Raw genomic sequence first — 19,839 nt, 5'->3', positions numbered from 1 at the left:
ACTTATTTCTCCCTTGTGTTTATAGTTTCTGTAGTTTTACCCGTAAATCGCATCCGAATTGCGTAGTCTGCGGATTTCAGACTGTCTGTACATGCCGGGTCTGTACCTTCCATCCATATATGGACAAGAACCGGCTTATCGATATTCTTCTTTAATGAAAACATTGCGTTATTACTGTTAATTCTTGTGCTTCCCATAGAAGGAAGTCCAAACGTAGTCGCTGCAGCGGAAGTGGAAAGCGTATCTCCCATACCCTGATCATAAATCCAGGTCTGTCCATCCGCTGTAAAAGAAATCCTCATCGCTTCCGGAAGTTCTGCATTACTTGAACTGATATTCGTCCCATCCCCTGCACCATCACTGCTGTCTGCACTGTTCAGATGGACGATCATATCTTTTTCTGCCATAAAATGTAACGTAAATGTCAAATATGCACCCTTCGTATCCGGTACTTCCGTTCCATTCTCATATGTAAATATATTCTGATCTGCTGTCGTGACCGGCTCCAGCGGAGTCGTCTGCATATCAAACCCTTTCTCACTTTGCATCCTCTGTGCGATTGATTCAAATGAAAGCTTCTTTACATATTGTTCAAAATAATCATGTGCATCCAGATCCATCCTCAGATCCACATCTGACTCAATATCCAGACTCATCGACTTAACCTTTGTCTTATCTGCAATGGAAAACCAGGCAACTGTCGCTGCTGTAATTGCTGCAAGAGCCAAGAGCACAAGCAAAATGGATGTGTATAACCGGTTTCTGACTGCCTGGTTTTCTTCTTTTTTTGTCCTACTCATCAATTGCCCTCCTTCTGGTCAAGTACACCATAGAATGCAAGATGAAGATTTGCTTCATTAAACTGAACACTCTCCGAACAATCCGGATCACAGCCTTCCAGATAAAAATAAATGTCTACTGCATAGATTTTTCCAAATTCCATACTAAGCAGCGCGCTCTTTGGTAGAGTCATCTGATTGTTTGTAAAACTGATCGTATAATCACTGACCAATACTGATGGGTCAGTCGTAGCAAACACGCCATTTTCATTATAACCCAGAACCTGGTTCTTGCCTAGTAATTTTCCATTTACTTCTGTATTATACACTTGAGCATTTTCCGGATTCTCTGACTCACTTAGTCGTAAAATGATCGGATTCGAAGTGTCTCCGCCAAAAATCAAGCCAAGTCTGGATGCATTTAACAAATATCCATCTGCCGCATCTCCCAAAAGCCCATCACTTTGGTCCAGATACAGATTCATCCTGCTGCCATCCGGCCAGCCCTCTCCTTCTGCCCGCAAATACACCCGGCCATGATAATAATTTGCCTCATCGTCCACCTTTTTAAAAGCAGAAGCCTTACCATCTTTGGTAAATGGTGCATATACAAAGCTGTTCAAATCAGCCGTGGACACAGGTAACAGAAATTCTGAATTTGTCTGATTTACCTGCGTGATTTGTGCTGTCTCTACACTCTTAAAACTACTTCCACCACTGCTGCTGATCTGTAGCTCCAACGTCTCATCCCCGGTTCTGGCTGTAGCAGTATTCGTCTGCACAGCACGATTCGCCGTAAACCATGCAAGTGTCGCAAATGTAAATGCCAATACTGCAAATAATGTAGTTACTGCCCAAAACCAGGTTCGGAAAGTTTTTTTCATCCTGCCTCACCTTCTTTTTCTCATCCTCTTTTTCTATCCATGCTTGTCGGTTCTTCCGGCAAGATTATTCCACTTCCACACCTGCAAATGCAAGCTGGATATCCGATGTTTTACTCTGCACCTCATTGATGCACTGTTCATCGCATCCTTCCAGATAAAGCCAGTACTCAACCGATGCCACTTCATCCTTCTCAAGTCTTATCAGTCTGGTCGTCCCCGCCTTAAAATCATTGTCACTGTTTCCTGCATTTGCCATATAATCAGAAAGAGCTGTCGACGGATCACTTACATACTCCGGCAATCCACTTCCATTTACCGCAGATACGACTTGTGCGCTGCCCGGAATCGTCTTTTGTGACTGTGCGCTTCCTGTAGCTCCCAGTTCATCTAACTTGAAAATGTATGTCTTCGTACCTTCTTTTGCTGTGATCTTCACGCCAAATCTCATTGCTGCAAGAGCCTGCGCATCTGTTCCAAGCTTTAACTGCTCTTTATTAAAATATACATCACATGGTGCATTCAGGCATTGTAAATAGACTGTTCCATGTAACGTCTGTGCATCCACAACGTCATCCGCATTGCGATAAAATACCGCGATTCCCTCTTTATCCTGTGCGACTGCTTTATAAAAATGAGATAAATCTGCTGTCGATACCGGTTTTAGCGAATCCGGATTCCCTGCGTATGCCAATTCACAAGTTTTATCAAATGGGCCGGCAGCATTTTTTGAAATCAAAAGAGATGTCGTCCCTTCACTGATTGTTCCTCCCATCGGAGTGACATAAGTCGATGCCCTTCCAGACAGTGAGAACCAGGCATATGTTGTACCCGTTGCCACAAGAACCAAAAGAAGTAAACCTGCGATTGCCATTCTAAATGAATGTCTCAGTTGTCTGACATCCTGCTTTTCCTCTAAATTTTCTTCTTTTTTCTTCTCTTTTGCCACAAGTCCCCACCTGCCTTTTCATTTTATTTTCTCTTATCTGACAATTCCGGCAAATGATAATGCCAGATTCTGTAACGTCGTGCCGGACAAATTACCCGTACAGTCCTCGTCACATCCCTCAAGCCAGATATACACCTCTACTTCCACAGAACGCCCTGCCTTTCCTTCGCCGTCACCGGACACGGTACAGATTTTTTTCGAGTTCTGCTTCAATGTCACCTCACCGGTGCTTTTATTATAATTGCAATACGCATCTGACGTATATAGTTTCGGCAGAACTGTTGATCCATCCCTTTTGGAACTATCCAGTACATACCCCTCTTCTCCATCATCCGTATTATACTGTGCCTGTGGATTCTTCTTATCACTGATTTCGAAAATGTATTCCGAATCCGGCGGCTGATCTTCTCCCGGATGATGCACGACCAATCCAACTCGGATTGCCGAAGAAATCGGATTCTCTTCGTCACTGTCCTCAAATCCAATATCCGACAAATAAATATCGGTTGTACCACCTGTCGTTCGAAGGAAAAGCTTTGTATGGTAATAATCACTTGTCTGTCCGCCTGTAAAAGTATCCGTAACAAGCGGTGCCTGACCTTGTCCTCCATTTTTAAATAACGTAACCTTCTGAAATCCCCCGCTGATCCGATTCGTTGATACCGGTACCAGCTGCCCTGGGAACTTTGCAAGTACAGTAGCTGAACTGTAATCCCCGTCATATGTATTACTAATCTGCAGGTTTACTCCCGTACCGGCTGCCATCTTAACGTTTGTCGTGTGACGGTTTGTATTATAAATATACCAGGCATACGTCGCTGCAAGCGAAGCAAGGAGCAATAGAAAAATAGCTATCATAGAAGTAGTAAGCCTGTTTTTTAATTGTTTCGCACTATGTTCTGAATTCTGTGCCATTCTATCTCTGTCATTCGAGTGTTTCTTTCTATGTAACACCTGCGGCGGACCTCCCTCCTGCTTTTTAATCGATAAAAAAGTACAAAAAATCATTTTATATTTTATCACAGGGAAGGGACGTTTTCAAGGGAGACCAATGGGGACGGGGTTAGTGGCTTTTTTGCTCGCAAAAAAGCCACTAACCCCGTCCCCATTGGTCACCTGTTAATCTTGAAACTCTGGTTTCACCCTTGCCATGGTATAAATAATATTGTCTTCAGCTATCGTATTTTCTACCACATTTCCATCTTCACCAATAATTCTCACTGATAAAACGACCCTATAATTTGAATACAAATGTTGCAATTGGTCTACGTTTTTTATATTGACCTTTAATTGTATTGCCTGCGTCATAATATCACCATCAAAAATGCTGCTTGCTTTCATGATCTTTTTATCATCATCCCAATAACTGCTCTTTGGCACAGTCCATGTATATGCTTTATGGTCATCTGTAAGCTGTACTTTTCCAACTTTTTCTGATTTCACGACAACTTTCATATAATTATAATCGTTTAATTCAAGTGCATCTTCATAAGTTTCGGTAGCCTGTGCTGTGTTTTTATTTTGCAGTTGGATGCTAAACTGAATACCACTTGATGATGCCAATATCGAAGACAAATCTTTTATTGCCGACATATCATATCTTGCTGTTGTATCAATGATTGTATTTTCTTTCGCCGCATCCAAATATGAATTTTGCAAATCCAACAAATTGATTCCAAGCTGACCAATTTCATCTGCTTCATAAGTAAGCTGCACTCCATCCGCCTCATCACGATAATAGCTTATTTTTGTATTTTGGTGCAATGCACGAGCCGTACTATAAGACAGACTTTTTCTTGTTGTTGCAAGCTGTGATGTATACGTCAACTTCGTATAATTCGTTGGTACATCATCTTTCAGCTGTGATTCTGGAATAACATCCAATCCATTCGCCGGTAATTTTGCATTCATCTTTACTTCTACATAGAATTTGTTTTGATTTTTATCTAACACAATTTTACGAATTTGCTGCAGGCTGACCGATGAATCAATTGTTCCATTTGTAGATAATGGTAAATCCATCAGTCCGTTGATTGCTGTCCATTCATATTCCAATGCTTTTGTTTCTGTACTTCCCGCTTCCGTCCATTTTCTATCTGCATATGTATAGTACTTCTTTTTTGTTCCATCCATCACATATACATAAAATGCTGCCGTTCCAGTAGTTCCGTTTGGAAATACTTCGGCTGACGTAGATTGCGAATTTTCCTGCTTCAACGTTTTTATCAGACTTCCGCTAAATTTTTGATACAACTCATCCTGCTCATTGAAAGCCTGTCCGGATGGAATCGTAATTTTATCTACCACATCTACTGTCATAGAAGAATCCGTCGCAGTTACTTTTTTAATTGCTCCCGTCACAGCTTCAGATTCTGTCAGCTCCTGCTTATATCCATGTGATATCTGATAAGTACTTGCAGTATTACTGTGTGTGTCTTCTACTTTTCCCTTTCTTGTACGATAATTCAAATGAAATGGAATACCATTACTTGTTATCTTCGTCTGCACGGAACCATTTAGGTCTGTTCCGCTTGTTATATCAGCTACCGTTATTACCAGATAATAATTTTCATGTACCGTACTGATCGGTCCCACTCCATCTTTTAATTTGCTTTCATCTACTGTCACAGCATAGTGCGTTCCCGACTCACCTGTTTCTATCTTACGATAATACTCATATCCATTTGCCGTCTTTATTTTGACAGTTGGTGCGGTGTAAGTTTTCCCATCTTCTTTCGTTACACCATCCGGTACACCCTCTGCATCCACCTTGATAAAGGTGCCATTATTATCTTGCGTAGCAGTTACACCCATTAATTCTCCAATGCTTACTGCCTGAAATGCATTCTCTGACGAGTCTTTAAAATCCTTAAGTGGTATCGTATTACCAGTATTTGAATCTGTCGTGTAATAATATACCTTGCTATTATCCTGACAATCAATCAATGACAACTGTGTTCCTGCCGGCAGCGAAGAACCCTTAGAAACCTGAAAATCAATTGATTTATCCAGTGCTTGCGACACATTTCCTCCTGCATTAATATAACTATTCCAGCCATATTCGGAATACAAGCCCTTATCATCACTATTATATGTATAAGTAAGATAAGCCGTAAATGCATTTCCTGTGCTTTCCAGCAAATGTGCGTTGTCTTCAATCAAATCGTAATTTGTTGCCCGGTAATTAGTTCCTGAGCTCAATGTTGCTGTAAATCCAATTTCCAGCATACGGCGCACAATAATCGGTACCTGCACATTATAGTTGTGTACTGTATCGTTTTCATCTTTTTCTTTAAATGTAACTGTCAGCAATGTGAAACGTGACTGCGTATTATCATATTGTGTTGTTGCGGCGAATTCAGAAATCCGGCCTGATGCATATTTGACTTCTAAAGCAGGATTTGTTGCAGGTACAAACTTACCACCTGTATCTTTATAGGTTTGCACACTGGCATCTACATGTCCCGATATATTGTTTGCCCTTGTATATCCGCCATTTGTTACGATATCCAGATAATCCGTGATCGTTTGTGATACATTATCTGACACTACCAATACCGGAAAATCATTTGAAACTGTATTCGTCTGATTTTCTTTATTATATGTGGAAATATTTTTGGTAAACTGGAACTGCTCAACGCCCATTTCCTGATATGTATATTTCCCTTCTGCGGTGCTGTTTTGAGTATTCTTCGCATCCTGATAGATTGTCTGAGCATTTAAAGTATATTTGCCATCTGCGTCTTTTGTCCATGCGGCACTGTCACCATATAGTGCTTTGCTTGCATTTGCAGCGTCGTAAACACTTAATTGACTGGTTGGACTTGTAACAACGTATGGAAATACCTGCTCTGCATCAAGTAAGGATTGCGTCGTATTATTCGATGCTGTTCCATTGTAATCTGCGAATGAAAAATAACTTTCGTTCTTTACATTAGTATTATCAGTTTCATTCAATGTGCCATATAACTTGCTTATGTTACGATTGTTCTCTTTTGCAGTTGTTTTCTGAATACTGATACCGGCAATTGTCATCGGTTGGAGGTTTTGATTTCCAGTCAAACCGATTAGTAAACCTGCATTATTTACTGCAGATGCTTTAATTGTTGTATCTTTTAATAATAAATTGGAACCATTCAAATATCCCCTGATATTACCAGCAAATCCACCTGCTCTTTGTCCTGTAATTGTACATCCATTCACTTGACTGTCATAAAAATATAACTTAGGAACAACATTCCAATTTATATCTCCAACCAGCCCGCCTGCTCCCCAATCATCAATAGCAGTTATTGAAGTGTTACTTACTGTACTGTTATGAATTCCTATTTTCCCTCCACAGGCAATTTCACCCACAATTCCAGCTGCACACTTTTGACCTTTTATAATATTTTTATCATTGTCTGATCCGGAAACTGTACATTCCGTAATTGTCGTAGGTATACAAAGTTCACCTGCTATACCACCTACTAACGATCCATACATACCAGATTCTTCAACAGAACAGTTTTGAATGTTTAGTTTTCCGTTTCCATCTGCACCCCCAGCAAGACCTCCTGTTCTTAATTTTTCTCCTGAAACTTTATCTACTTCATTAATTTGTGTATTTTGCACTTCACAATCCAAAATATTAAATGTAACACCAGAAGCAAAACTAATCTTGCCTATAAGACCTCCTGTATATTTCTCCCCATTTGATCTTACCTTGATTAAAGATTTTGTTCCTGTTTTTCCAGAAACTCTCACATTCCGGATTTTATAATATGGTGAACTACTATCAGTATATATTTGCCCTATAATACCTCCACTATATTGTCCGGCTTCCACATTTACATTTTCCCATATTGCTGTATATGTTGTTCCACTTACAGTATTTATAGCCACTCCACGTCTGGCATAACCAAATAATCCACCTGCAGAAGAATTACCTTGAATTGCTGAAATTGTAGAATCTTGTCCAACTATAAAGTTTTGTGTTGTAACATTTAAATTGTTTTGATTAGTAACCTTTCCATCTATACATCCACAAAATCCTCCTGCGTTTTCTTGCCCCTTTACTGTAAGATCTCTGAAAGAGCAGTTAGTAAATGTATTATAAGGATATACGGTCTGTTCATTTCCATATGGTTGAAGAAGAATACCTATATCCGTTGTAGGCGTATATATTCTTGCAATATTTCCAATCAACCCTCCAGCAACAGCAGGACTCTGTATCGTCATATTTTCAAATTTCACTGAGTCAAAATTAACCTTTACTGGATACCACTTAGACGTTAATGTTCCCGCTGTACTTCCGACAAAACTGCCTACTCCGACAAATGACCGGCTGCCCCAGTTATTAGATGCCTGTGCTGTTACCTCTCCGTTAGACGTATAATATTGCAACTGTACTCCAGTCTTAGGATCTGTTCCTGTCTTTCCGGTAAATGTCAAATTTGTCACATTACACGTGCCGCTTACTGGTGCAAAAAGATTAAACACCCCTCCGACCGATGCTGCATGGAAATCATCATCTGCATATTCCCTTACATTCATATCGAATATAATTTTCGTTCCGTTTCCGGAAACACCTTGTATAAGCGGAACAATTCCAGCTGCTTTTGTTTCTGTATTGCTTGTCACTGCATTAGAAACATATCGTGCTGATATGCCTTGATAGGAGCTTTTATATACGGACATATCAAGTGTTCCATCATTTGGAAACGTTAATGTTGCCCCGCCTGTTGTTGCATCTAAAACAGCCATATTGAACAAATCTTTATCGGCATATTTTGTAATTAATACTGGCGTGTTGCTATCACTCGGTGCAGTTTGATCATCTTTAACTGCTGTATTAAAATCTTCTGGTTTTTCATTCGCGCCAATGCCGTCATACGTTGCATTTCGCACCTTACCATATTCACCATTTCCAAATGCATATTTACTATTTCCAAATGCATATCCTTTTTCTTCATTTTTTTGATAAGCATTACTGCTTCCTGAAGAAGCTGCTCCACTATTCACAATCGCAGATAAAATAAGCAGACCTTCTGCGTCTTTTATTTCGATTGTTTTTCCTGATGCTGTTATATGTTTTGTATCGTTTGGCCCTGACGAGTTAAGATTTTGAATCTGATAGTTCTTGTCTGTATTATTCAGACTCTTTCTTGCTGTGTCAGCAAATGCATACCCATCTAGCACTCTTCCGACATAAGGGTTGACATATAGGGATCTCGTTTCAGTTTCTTTTACGCTCCCGCTCCTATCTGAAATCATCTCATCCGTCAGACCAGGTGCATCTTGCATATTTCTAAATAAAACACCACCGCCACAGACAGAACCAACATATCCGCCTACTTGGAGTAAATGCTTATTTGCCCCGGAAAGTTTCAGCCAACCAGTATCCAGCGTCACGTTTACGCCATCAATAATATTATCTCCACCAAGAATACAACCAATTGCGCCTCCAAAACAGCTTGTCGGATAAAATACGGAAGAGCTTTTTTGATAAACTAACGTCTTTTTCTTTCCTTTGTATTTTATAGTCAGATTTTTAACAACGCTTCCATAACTATATGCAATAAGTCCATTTCCTGTATTTGCCCCTGTCAGAATCAGTTCTACACCTTTTGTACTAACAAGCACTCCACGAAATGGATTATCTGTAGTTCCAAATCCTTTAAAATCATTTAATGTTATTTGTCTGTTAGTACCCTGCAAGTCATAATATGCATTTGCAATATAACGCTGCATAAAGCTATTGCTTCTGGTCTGACCATTTTGTACATCTACCCCTTGCTCTTTGCTAACTTCTACCCACTGTACTCCATTGTAACGGAATGTAATATCCTTTGAATGATTTGTACAATATGCGTTTTGTTCTTTAGTGATCGTAATTTTCCAGTCTGTACGCGGCAAATTCGTTCTCATATACTCGGATATGATTTCCATTTCTCCGGCATCTTTAATGACATAAGGATCTCCATAAGTTCCGCAGCCCTCAGTGATATCAAATACTCTTTGATTTACTTTGATTTCATGCGAATGATTGTTTTCGTTATATGAAACATACACATAAGGCAGCCACGTTGAAAAATCTGTCTGATTATCTCCTGTTTCCACTAAGCCTTCGTCTTCATTATACGTTGCTATATCGTAATACCACTTTTGTAAATCTTTATATTCCGTCGAATGGGATATTTCCTTACCATATGTCACTTGATGATTATATGTACCATCTGATGTCCAATCGCCACTCTTATAGAAATTATAAGTTGCCACAGAAGTATCGTTCGCTGCGTACTTATAACTTTCCAACAATGTCGCATGCGTAAAGATACCCTTATTATTTACTGTAGTATCCGGAAGCTTAATCTCCGAGAATCCCATGTTGATCTGATGTCCATTTTCCGAACCCGCATTTCCAATAATACTGGATGCCACTGCAGTTCCTTCTGTATAACCACTCGTTGATAAGTTCTTTATTTCTGTTTTTGTATAACTTCCAATCTGATTGATTAATAATGGTGCATACGATGAATCTGTATAATCTGTAATTTTCAAGCCCGACAAAACAATGTTGCTCAAATTCATCTTTGCAGTGTTCTGTCTACCGTTTGACTCCGAGCCTTGAACCATACCGGAAAATAGTACTCCGGATGCATTGGAATTTACTTTTCCTATGCTTCCTGCAAATGTAACATTGCTCAGTGTAATACTTGTAGCGGTCTCGTTTACTGAATGATCCAAGAATAATCCACAATGCATCATATAATGCTGCGACTGTGTTGTTGCCTGTGTTGATTTATTATTTGTTTCTGCCTGCTCAATCTGTTCATTATAAAATGTAATGGTTGCACCAGTTATTTGAACCCCCGTGTTCAAATGAATCGGATAATAGCTGTATTTATCCATATTCAACGTACCGCTGATTGTTGGATTTGAACTCTCTTGATTGTTGAATGTATAAAAATATTTTTTAATATTGGAATTCGCATACACTGCACAGCTCCATAACACCAGTTCTTCCGGTGTATCGATTTCACTGGTATTATTTTTTGTATATTCATCTAAATCATAATAATATCTGCTGTTTGCATTTATCTTATGTGATTTCCCAAAATTTGTACGATTTTGATAGGTCTTACAAGTAGTATTTTCTTTTACACCATTACGGTCTTTTGTTGCAATTGAGACAATACCATTTTCATCATTGTTAGCAATTTTTTCTTTTGAAGCTGCTGTATATGCTACAAACTCATCGAAAACAGCATTACTTCCACATTGCAAGTCCAAATTTGCATCCAGTTTGTAGGAATCATCCCAATCTGCAGTTGTTCTAAGATAAAGGGCACCATCCTCTTTATCATTTTTTTCATCTTTGTTGAATTTAACAGTGCTTTTTTCTCCATGGCAGACAAGCAAACCCAAATCATTACCGCAGTTGATGTTTAACGCCTGGATGTCTATCCCCTTGCTGCGAATTTCCCATAAACCACTTGCCTTATACGCCAGTCCACCAACACTTGCTTTTGGTGCTTCTATCTTTGTATTGTTTTTCACTGTCAAACTGGTTGTAGTAGCAGTATTATCACTTGCAAATGTAACTGCAGAACGCGCCCATACACCTCCAAGCAGCCCTCCGCATGCCGTCTGAGCATTTGAGGCCGTAATAGAGAATCCATCGAATGTAAGTGATTTGATATTTACTTGAGTACTCGTATCTTTATCACTTCCATCCGGAGGCATAAAACCTACCAGTCCACCTACATAAGCATACATCGATGCATCCGTAACAATTTTCCCTCCAATTGTTACGCCATTACACTCTAGTGATCCTGCAGACATATATCCAGCCGCAGCACCAACATATGTTAGCTTACCGCTGCCTGCATTACTAAGTGTAATGTCACTTTTTATACATGTATTTTCGTTTAATTTTACCTTTCCTGCACTGCCAAACAAACCACCAATGCAACTTATTTTGGAATCGCCCTGTGCGTCAAAAGCAATCGCGGTTGTTACTTGAACATTACTTATAACAGTCTCATTTATTTCTTGTCTTGCCGCGATACTGCCAAGCCACATATTACCATTACTGACGCCCGCATTAATGCTTCCAGTTATAGTTAAATTACTTACATTTCCTCCCATACGAGAAAACAAACCTATATTTGTATGTTTCGAACCTGAGGAATATATTTTCCCACAACCCTCTGTATCATTGGTTGCTATGTTTTCCCCTTTAAATCCATAGGTTTCGCCAATTGACAATGTCAATGTATGGGTATTACCATTGATATTTCCTGTGTACGCACTATCATCTATATCTCTTGAAATTCCTATAATTCCAGTGTTCTTCAAATTAACATCTGCGGTGAAGTTGATATTTTTACTCTGTAACGTTGTCCAGTTCTTATCTGTTAAATTTGAGTCTGCTGAAAAAAAGCCTCTGGAATTCCATGCAATTGAAAGCAATGCCAGATCTTCTTTCGAATTGATTGTAATCTCTGTATCACTCAAGCTGAAGTTTTGGTTTTTATATTGGATTGCATGATCTCCATTAATAGATAATAATTCACTATCCAATCCACCCTGTTCATCCGATATCGTTGTACTAGCCTTTAAGCGAATTACCTCTCCATAATTTCCAATATCATTAATTTTAAAATTTTTAGAATTTTTATTACTTCGAATATATTTCCATCCATTGCCATTTCCATCACCATGAGCAAATATAAGTGCACAATCTTGCATGCCAACAAGTTGTCCAACATATTCTGATTCTTTATAAGTCACATTTGACAAGTCTGTTGTTCCAGATATTTCAAGTATGCTTCCGGATGAAGCATTTCCGACAATTCCGCCACCAGCACTAAGCTTTGAATTACCTGAAATAGTCACTTTTACAGAATCAGCAATACTCAAGATACTGTTTGACGACAAATGCCCTACTACTCCTCCGAAACCGCATGCCTCATTTTTTGCAGTTGTGTTTGATACTGTTATCTCAGCATCGCTAACTTGCAGGTAAACATTTTTTCCAATTTCACCAACAATACCGCCTTGATAATAAGAGTTTCCATTAGTTGTAGAATTGCTTTTTACATGATTGATAATCAATGAAGACATTTTATTATCACTGATTACTTTTCCAATCACTGTTCCATAAGTGCCGCCATCCCCAGCTGTATACTCCGCTTTACCTTCTCTTTTCGCACCATCTGAACCGCTTATTTCATATTGAATATCACCTTGAAGTTCTAAAACCCCAAAATATCCTCCTATGTTTCCATCGTTAACACCTATAGCAGCTCCGTTTGTTTTTGTGATTGTTGTCACTTTCGGTGTTCCGGCTATTGCAATTTGCATCGGTAATTGTTTCACGGTATGATTGTTTGCTTTTACAATATAATCTCCGATAAGACCTCCCACAGCAGAATCTGTTTTATCTACACCAGGAGATACAGTTGGTGCCTCTACAGTGATGGTATTGTTGCCAGACAATGTAGAATTAACAACTTTCCCTGCAAATCCACCTGCATATTTCCCTTTTATAGTTGGGTTCGTAATCGTAATATTCTGATTCACCTGAATTTCAGCAGTTTCACTCATTTCACCGACAATACTTCCCGCACTGCCAGATGAACTGTTTACTGTAAGGTTTGAAATATTCGCTCCACCAATGGATGTAAGGTCAAGAATACCACCTTCCATCTTTCCAATCAGACCGCCTGCTGCACCGCTATCTGTATTTATCGTTGTTTCCGTTGGAAATACATATCCATCTAATTTAATCGTACCGCTTTCCAACGTGTTACAGATGAGTCCGATGTTGTCGTTACTTGTTGAACTTCCGGCTTGTACCTTATCTCGATATGTAACAACATTTCCTATCGTAAGGCAAGCTTCTGTTTCATTTGTTGCTTTCTTCACTGTTCCAAGCAAGCTTCCGTTTCCTGACGTGAATGTAATTGGAATTGTTCTATCGCTTTTCGTTCCATCGCTTTCCAGCAAGTACGTCTCGGCAAACATTGGTTTGGGTTCGTCTCCTAGCCACTCAACAGAAAGATTGTTGTCTATAGTAGCTTGCGAAGAAATCCCACGGAACAGGGTTGTGTTTGTTTTTATTGCTGGTGTCTGTCCTGTAATCGTGCCTTTAAAAGGAGAATCCGTGCTTCCCAATCCAAGATAGGTATAATCCTGACTGGCAATTGCTGCTGTATTTAAATACTCCGATAAATCTGTACCCTTCTCTATTTTTGTCGAAAGATTAAACACTCCGGTAGTATTAATATTAATTGTTTTATTTTGTATTTCATTTTGAGCACAATGTGAAAGCAAAATCAACTGTTGTGGGGATGTGATTGTTGCAGTTTTAGTAGTATCCGTATAAAATTTTAAGTTATTTAAGGAAATCGTGTCGGATATTTCCTGTGCTTCTGCTTCTGTCTCTGTTTCCGAAGCTTGCTGGCTTGCATCCTCCGCTGCTATTTCGGATGATGGTTCCTGCTTTGTTGTTTCCTCTTCTTGTGTTTCATTTGTAAGATCTGAATCCGAATTAGACGAAGCTGTGTCCTTTTCATTTGCATCTGGTGTTGTATTCTTTTCATCCGCTTTATTTTCCGTATCTGTCTTCTCGGATGAACTTACACTTTCTGCATCTGCGTGAGAAACTTCGTCTGAGTTTTCTGCCGATATCATATTCAAAGATGTGTTAACATTATTTGCATTGACTTCCGTATAATCCAGCAATATACTTCCTGCAAGAAGATTCACTGCCAGTATACCAGCTATAATTCTTCTGTATTTCAACATCGTTACTCCTTTTAAGCTATCTTATCTAAGGTATAATCACTGTGCTTTTTGTGTTGCTATAAATTGAATCATCTTCTCCATATCAGACCAGTTCTCTGCTATTTTGGACTTATCCTTTATATAAAACGATATCAAAAAGTCCCCGGTTCCATTTGACTGGTCCATTTTAAATTTTAATTCGCCGTTTGCTAAATCCTTACTCGTAATAAGATTCTGCGTTTCGAGTTTTTCTACAAAAAACTTATCAATCTCCAATACAGCAGCATTCCATGTCAGCACTGCATCCGCTGCTCCGCTTGAAATTGATATTCCATAATTAAAGCCATCGTATTGCTCCGGTTTTCCTTCCGCTTTATCCAAAAATATTCCTTCTGCCCTGAAGGTAACTTTTGATGCAGTTGTACATGGAACTAATGTTGCCGCCAGAAATTGATTGTTTGTAAGTGCAGCCTTCTCCGGTATAGCAGTGGCCGTAATTTGCAATTTATCGATTTCATTTCCCGGAAATGTAACAGTAAATACATCTTCGTTCGCTGTACGTCCAATCAATGTTTTCTTAATCTCACATACATTATTATCAGGTGTAATTGAAGTTGTGTCACTTTCTACTTTGTATCCATTACCTGCACCATTTTTAAATTCTATCCTCATTGTATAGGTAATATCTTTCTGGCTTACGAGGCTTGTGTTTCCATTCGCGTAATTGTATACATGTATATTAAACGAAACAGATTCCTTTTTCTTCTCATCCGTACCATATACAATATTTTTTGCAACATACGCATTTCCCGATGATCCTTTTGTGTAAAGCTGCAAATAATTTGATGTAAAACTGACTATCTCTGTATCTCTGTTTCGTGCTGTTCCTCTTTGATAGGCTTGTCTGGTGTATGCAGCATAAGTTGCGATTACCAGCAAAAGCACACCGACTAAACTGATTCCCACCACAGCGGTTCTTTTTTTATTAGGTTTCTCTGATAGATTCATATCGTATTCCTTCATTATCATTCTGCAATCTTCGCCAATATGTAAAATATATCTGTTTCTTTTTCTTTTGTTGTCTCTATCCAACTAACTTCACAGACATAATATGTTCTATATGTTTTTCCATTTTTTATCGAATTTGTTTTGTTTGTAGTCAGCGGCTGACTTGCAAGCCAATATACAGGTTCTGCGTGTATCTGAACCAGGTCATCAGTTTCATAATTTTTATCATGGTAGATATTATTCGCATATTTGTAATCAGAGTCTGTCTTATCTAGATTAAGATAACTGCCAGCTATTGCTGTGTTGTCGTACTTATATGTATGACCTTCGTCTGTTACAGTTTCTGTTCCATTATCTGAAACTTTGTAAATATTAAATGTAAGTCCTTTTAAATTTGTCGTGTGCGCAATTTCTAACCAATGCTTATCTGCACTTGTCTGAACACAGAAGACCCTCTTCACAGTAACTTGATCTCCTGTTTTTTCATCTTCTGTATAATTCAGATCAATGGAGCTCATCTCCGTTCCATCCGGACCTAAAATTGAAATATCGGATGGCTCTTTTATCGCTAATAATGTGCCCATATCCGACTGATAATAGAACCACGCACCAACTAACGCTGCAAATAAAATCAATACCAGGATTGTAGAAAACAATGTGTATCGAAATTTCTTTTTTTTCGCAGTTAAATTGTCTTTATCTTGCTTTTCTTTCGAATCATTACTCATTCTTCTAATTCCTTATTCTACTTTTACTTAATTTGCTTTTATTCCAACATAAATGTACTTTGCATTCGTACCAATATACTCATCTGCCTTATTGTAGTAGTTACTGCACTGGTCCAGCGTATCTTGTGCCATGTCTTTATTGATAGGAGATCCAACCTGAACCTTACCGGATTCATCATAAAACAATTTGTTTTGGCTCGTTTCTATTGTTCTTTGACTATTGATAAATGTATTGATTCTGGCATAATCACTGTCACTTGTCTGATTTGCCGCATCCGTGAACAAGTCTCCCTGCGTACTTTTCTGCGTATATACATAATTTCGGAAATACTGCGGCCAGATCCAATATATTGTCACTTTGTATGGAACATCTTTTTTGAAGGAACTATTCTTTGGTGCTTCTATCACGAAAGACTCATCCGCCTTCAGCCATTTTTGATATCCGTCTACATCGTCCAACTGTTGAAAGAAAAGAATATGTCCCTGAATCAGATTCTGCAATGTCGTATCCTCTGACTTTACGGCTCTTCTATCCGCATTCTCCTCGGTTGTATACACGTATCCATTTATATCAAATGAAACCGTCACAGACTTTACATTGTCTTTTTTAGGGATTATATAAAACTCCAGTTTTCCATTCGCCCCCGGCAAAATACTCTCCTGCGAATCCAGATACCAGGCAAGACTTCCTGTGCCGACATGATATGTTTGTTCCTTCTGCACTTCCGTTCCGTTCTCTATATAAGAAGCATATGTTTTTTCGGTCCCGGCACTGAGAATATTTTTTTTACTTTCATCTATCAAATAAAAAGCTTCTGCCGTCTGACGTCCCCCGACACTTGCAAGTTCAAACAATCGGTCATCCTGTGCCGATACACTTGTCCCGGTTGATGTTACCTTACTGTTCGACATAAACCATGCGATGCCAAGTGCTATCACTGCAATCAATGCCACAAATGCAAATACAAAGCCTTGCTTTAGCTTTCTTTTGTTTACCGCAATCTCTTCCAGCAATTCATCGCTTGTTTTTTCCTTTATGGAATTGTCCTGCTTTCTTTGATTTCGCATAGACAATGCTGCTCCTCCTTATAAAATCATATAGATATTCAGTGTTATAATAACACAGTTCTCTGCGTGATTCAACAAAAAACGACCAACGGGGGTGACCAACGGGGACGGGGTTAGTGGCTTTCTCATGTATGAGAAAGCCACTAACCCCGTCCCCATTGGTCACCCCCATTGGTCATCCTTGATCCTCTACAGCCACTGTTTTAAGACATCATTTAGCTTATTCATATCAAGCGGTTTTGCGATATGTTCGTTCATCCCCGTATTTTTTGCCAGCTGTACATCCTCGGCAAATGCATTTGCCGTCATGGCGATGATTGGCACTTCCTCTGGCACCCGGAAGTGAACGGATTGCCGCAGTTGCTTCATAGCCATTCATAATTGGCATCTGGATATCCATAAATGTGAGATCATACTCATTTTCGGGAGCATTTATAACTTTTTCGACCGCAATTTTTCCATTTTCGGCGACATCGATCTCTGCACCTGTCATCCCCAGAATCTCTGCAGCAATCTCGCGATTCAGTTCGTTGTCTTCTACAATAAGAATCCTTTTTCCTGTGTAATCTACCTTAGCAAATTCCTCAAGATAATCGCGTGCGTTTTTCTCTTTCTTCTCCGAGGTGAATTGCCGCAAGGCGGCTGTCAAACGCGAACGGAATAATGGTTTTGCTATAAATGCATCTACTCCTGCCACTCTTGCATCTTCTTCAATCTCACTAAATTCAAAGGATGTGAGAATGATGATTGTAACTTCTTTTCCTACCCGCTCCCGAATCTTTCTGGCTGTCTCAATGCCATCCATTTCCGGCATCTTCCAATCCAGAATCACTGCGAAGTAATCGCTGTTCATTTCATGACGTGCATAGCAGCGTTCCACAGCTTCTTTCCCTGTAAGTACCCATTCACCTTCTATCCCTATATCCTTAAGGGTTGCAATCGTACTTTCGCAACAGGTCTTGTCATTATCTACAACCAGAACCGGCAGATTGATCAGTTCTTTTTCCTGCTCTTTTCTACTCTCCTGGAGTTTTAAATAAATCGTTACCGTGATTTTTGTTCCTTTGTTTAAAGTACTGTCAACGGTAATATTTCCATTCATCAGGTTGATAATATTTCTGGCGATTGCCATTCCCAGACCCGTTCCTTGAACTTTGGTCGTCCTATGATCATCTGCACGACTAAAAGGTTCAAACATAATCTCTTGGTATTCGGGAGTCATCCCAATTCCGTTATCCTCGATGCAAAACTCATAGCATCCAAGTTTTGAAAATCCATTTGGCTTTTCTTTAATAGAAAATGTAATATTTCCTCTATCCGGGGTGTACTTGATGGCATTACTCATCAGATTAACAAACGCTTGCTGGATTCTTAAGCTGTCACCACAGACTGCTTCGTGTTCAATGTGTTCGATATGCACTTCAAAATTGTGTCCGTGCTCGTCTATTCCCGGCTTTGTAAGTGTGACCAAATTGTCAACCAGCTCTGACAAATTGAAATCTTCCTCCGCTAGAGACATTTTCCCGCTTTCGATTCGTGCCATATCTAGAACTTCATTGATTAGTCCCAATAAATGACGGCTCGACTTTGTAATTTTGCCAAGGCATTCTATCACTTTATCCTGATTTTCAATATTTGCCCCTGCAATGGCAGTCAAACCGATAATTGCATTCATCGGTGTCCGAATATCGTGAGACATATTTGAGAGAAAATCTGTCTTGGCGCGGCTTGCATTTTCTGCGGTCTGATATGCCTCCTTCAATGCCTTGTGCGATTCGATTTCCGCCTTTTTCTCTTGAGATACGTCCATAGATGCCAATAGAACCTTCGCCAGTTTTGTGCCTTTCCATTCTAATGGAATGAAAGACGCAATTTTATAAGTATTTTCATCCAACGAACAATATTCAAATTTATAAATGTCTCTTTCATCTGTCAGATTCTTCCGTAGATTTTCTGAAGACAGCAGAACCTCTATCGGTTCCAATGGTTCCAGCGTCTTATATTTTGCAGCCACCTGCCCCGCAAAATCGTGATACGTTCCAGATGGTTTGTATATCATTTCCCCCTGCAGATTATAAAATTTGTATTGATCTTCTTCCAGATTACAGACTACAAAACGGTCTACCAGACGCACCATACTCTTGATTAAGAGTTCCATGGATGCATTGTCAGATGCCATCTGCATTCGTCTCATAGTCTCAGCTTTTGACTCAGTGATATCTCTCAGGAAAATCATTGCGTATTCGGAATCTTCAATCTCGCCACGCATGACGACGTTGCGGACCCATCGTTCTTCCCCATTCAAAATGATACGACATTCCTGGCACAACTCCGTCTCAAGCCCTTTTAATTTTTCTGTGATGTATGAACGATTGTAGAAATCCGTTACCGTCTTTTTATCTTCTTCGATAACATAATTATCTACAAAAAACGTAACCAGTTCATCCCATGTATGACTCTGCTCAAAAGCCGTCATCAAGGAAGATTCCACTTTAAATGTATCAAATGTATTTTTTTCAAGATTTACATAGTATTCACAAAGATTTGCACTTGTGAACGCACGGTGAAAGGCTGCCAACTTCTGTGCCTGCATCACCGCAAATGCATTATCTCCCTGCTTCATTTCATCTATATATTTATTCATAAAACTT

At 39.3% G+C, this 19,839-nt stretch carries 9 protein-coding genes; all 9 read right to left on the bottom strand.

All coding sequences use genetic code 11. The features are described 5' to 3' along the window. Positions 1 to 2 precede the first annotated feature (2 nt). Positions 3 to 800, bottom strand: coding sequence for a hypothetical protein (locus D8Q48_RS00480; protein ID WP_121055028.1), 798 nt, complete (start codon positions 798 to 800; stop codon positions 3 to 5). Then, positions 800 to 1,663 carry a hypothetical protein gene (locus tag D8Q48_RS00475; RefSeq protein WP_121055026.1) on the bottom strand — a complete coding sequence of 288 codons (864 nt, stop codon included), beginning with the start codon at positions 1,661 to 1,663 and terminating at the stop codon, positions 800 to 802. Before D8Q48_RS00475 ends, D8Q48_RS00480 begins: the two co-directional genes overlap by 1 nt. A gap of 64 nt (positions 1,664 to 1,727) precedes the next feature. Beyond that, complete coding sequence (locus tag D8Q48_RS00470) at positions 1,728 to 2,609, bottom strand: hypothetical protein (protein WP_121055024.1); 882 nt, start codon at positions 2,607 to 2,609, stop codon at positions 1,728 to 1,730. 33 nt (positions 2,610 to 2,642) lie between these two features. Then, positions 2,643 to 3,563, bottom strand: a complete 921-nt coding sequence (locus D8Q48_RS00465) for a hypothetical protein (protein ID WP_121055022.1) — start codon at positions 3,561 to 3,563, stop codon at positions 2,643 to 2,645. A 165-nt stretch (positions 3,564 to 3,728) separates the two neighbouring features. Beyond that, positions 3,729 to 14,405: a hypothetical protein gene (locus D8Q48_RS00460; protein ID WP_121055020.1), complete on the bottom strand. Its 10,677-nt coding sequence runs from the start codon at positions 14,403 to 14,405 to the stop codon at positions 3,729 to 3,731. A gap of 36 nt (positions 14,406 to 14,441) precedes the next feature. Next, positions 14,442 to 15,413 carry a hypothetical protein gene (locus D8Q48_RS00455; RefSeq protein ID WP_121055018.1) on the bottom strand — a complete coding sequence of 324 codons (972 nt, stop codon included), beginning with the start codon at positions 15,411 to 15,413 and terminating at the stop codon, positions 14,442 to 14,444. Continuing rightward, a complete protein-coding gene (locus tag D8Q48_RS00450) occupies positions 15,410 to 16,120 on the bottom strand; it encodes a hypothetical protein (RefSeq protein WP_121055016.1) in 711 nt (236 codons plus the stop codon). The genes D8Q48_RS00455 and D8Q48_RS00450 overlap by 4 nt, the downstream gene beginning before the upstream one ends. A 27-nt stretch (positions 16,121 to 16,147) precedes the next feature. Next, entirely contained in the window at positions 16,148 to 17,188 is a 1,041-nt protein-coding gene (locus D8Q48_RS00445) for a hypothetical protein (RefSeq protein ID WP_121055014.1), read from the bottom strand. 229 nt (positions 17,189 to 17,417) lie between these two features. Beyond that, the gene (locus D8Q48_RS00430; protein WP_330514117.1) at positions 17,418 to 19,832 is read right to left on the bottom strand and encodes a response regulator; all 2,415 of its coding nucleotides are present in this window, start codon (positions 19,830 to 19,832) and stop codon (positions 17,418 to 17,420) included. Positions 19,833 to 19,839 lie beyond the last annotated feature (7 nt).

The sequence above is a fragment of the Ruminococcus sp. B05 genome (assembly GCF_003628495.1).
In the GTDB taxonomy this organism is placed as follows: domain Bacteria; phylum Bacillota; class Clostridia; order Lachnospirales; family Lachnospiraceae; genus Schaedlerella; species Schaedlerella hominis.
The sequence above is the reverse complement of the archived record's forward strand: the minus strand, read 5'-3'. Positions and strand labels throughout refer to the sequence as shown.